This window comes from Vreelandella lionensis (assembly GCF_002087295.1).
GTDB lineage: Bacteria > Pseudomonadota > Gammaproteobacteria > Pseudomonadales > Halomonadaceae > Vreelandella > Vreelandella lionensis.
Window position 1 is genome coordinate 1 of record NZ_MWVI01000056.1, and the last position, 1570, is coordinate 1570.

1 protein-coding gene is annotated in these 1570 nt (G+C 58.2%); it reads left to right on the forward strand.

Annotated elements, in window-relative coordinates; translation table 11 throughout:
- The first annotated feature begins 99 nt into the window (after window positions 1–99).
- Window positions 100–1401, forward strand: coding sequence for an IS1380 family transposase (locus B4967_RS07330; protein WP_083024452.1), 1302 nt, complete (start codon window positions 100–102; stop codon window positions 1399–1401).
- Window positions 1402–1570 lie beyond the last annotated feature (169 nt).

Consider the following 1570-nt stretch of genomic DNA (forward strand, 5'->3'; position numbering starts at 1 on the left):
TAGCCCGTATTTCTCATGAGGGGATAAAAGAAAGCGGCTGAAAGTGCTATAGTTTCAGGACCTTACACCGTTCACCAGCACCAACAGCCGCTATCCACAATGGGACCTGAAAAACTGACCTTCTCGCCACTGTCTCGCCGTCAAATTGAAGCCGATTTCTCCGGTGGTCATATCGCCTCCGATGCCGGCCTGCTTTTGCTTCGCGAAGTCGACAACCAACACCACCGCACTCAGCGCCTGGCTACGGTGCTGGACGATGCCCGTAATCCGGTACTGGTTCGCCACAAGCTACAAACCATGATCCGGCAACGGGTCTTTGGCGTAGCCGCCGGAGACGAAGATCTGAACGATCACGAAACGTTACGCGCTGACCAGGCACTTCAGACCGCGACTGGCGAAGCGGCCATTCTAGCGGGCAAATCAACACTGTGCCGAATGGAGCAGCGCGTGGACCGGCAGGCCGTGGTCAAGGCCCACGAACTGATGTGGCATCACTTCATTGAGCAGCACGACGCCCCACCCAAGGAAATCGTGCTGGACTTCGATGGCACCGACGTTCCGGTGAATGGCGACCAGCCCGGCAAGTTCTTTAGCGCCTACTACGATCACCATTGTTACTTCCCGCTGTACGTGTTCTGCGGCCGTCCCCTGTTGGTGAGCTGCCTGCGCACCAGCAATCGAAGCGACAGCCGCCATAGCTGGGCCATTCTGGCCCTGCTGGTGAAGTTCATCCGGCAGTACTGGCCGGATACCCGCATCGTGTTCCGGGGTGACAGCGGCTTTTACCGTCCCCGATTGCTGAGCTGGTGCGACCGGAACCACGTGGACTATCTGGTCGGCACCAGCAAGAACAGCCGGCTGCTCAAGGAGGTAGACGTACCCTCGATGCTGGTTCGCAAGGCTCACAACGAACTGGGTGAAAAAATCTCCGCCACCTACCGGTTCCAGTACCAGGCCCGGACCTGGAAACACCCCCGCTGGGTGATCGCGCGTCTGGAGGAAGGCGAACTGGGTGCCAACCCCAGGTTCATTATCCGTTCCCGTTACGACGACGGCGTTAAACTCTACTACGAGCAATACTGTGCCCGGGGTGACATGGAAAACCGGATCAAGGATCAGCAGTTGTGTCTGTTCGCAGATCGCACCTCCAGCACGCGGTGGTGGACCAATCAGTGGCGGTTTCTCCTGTCGGGCTTTTCCTACACGCTGTTTGAGCGGTTACGGGCCCACTTGAAGAAGACGCCCTTCGAGAGAATGAGCGCCAGTAACCTGCGGCTGAAGCTGATCAAGGTGGGCGCGGTCATCATTCGCAACACTCGGCGCATACGGGTGTTGATGAGCGATGGCTATCCTTACAAAGACGAACTCGCTGACCTGGTGCGTCAACTGGTTCCGGGATAGAAGCCTGGGCTCCCCCGGCCCGACTCAAGGGGGGAAGGGGGCCGTGTGTCCGGACAACAGGAATTGATCGATTATTGATCAGTCACGGCCGCCAATGAGCGGTAATGGCGGTAACCCGCACAGTCTGCGAGACTTTCTGGGGACCTATGAGAAATCCGGGCTAGGGGTC

Bases quoted from the DNA above. Each gene is read 5' to 3' on its own strand.
- B4967_RS07330 (WP_083024452.1), top strand. From the start codon at position 100: ATGGGACCTGAAAAACTGACCTTCTCGCCACTGTCTCGCCGTCAAATT.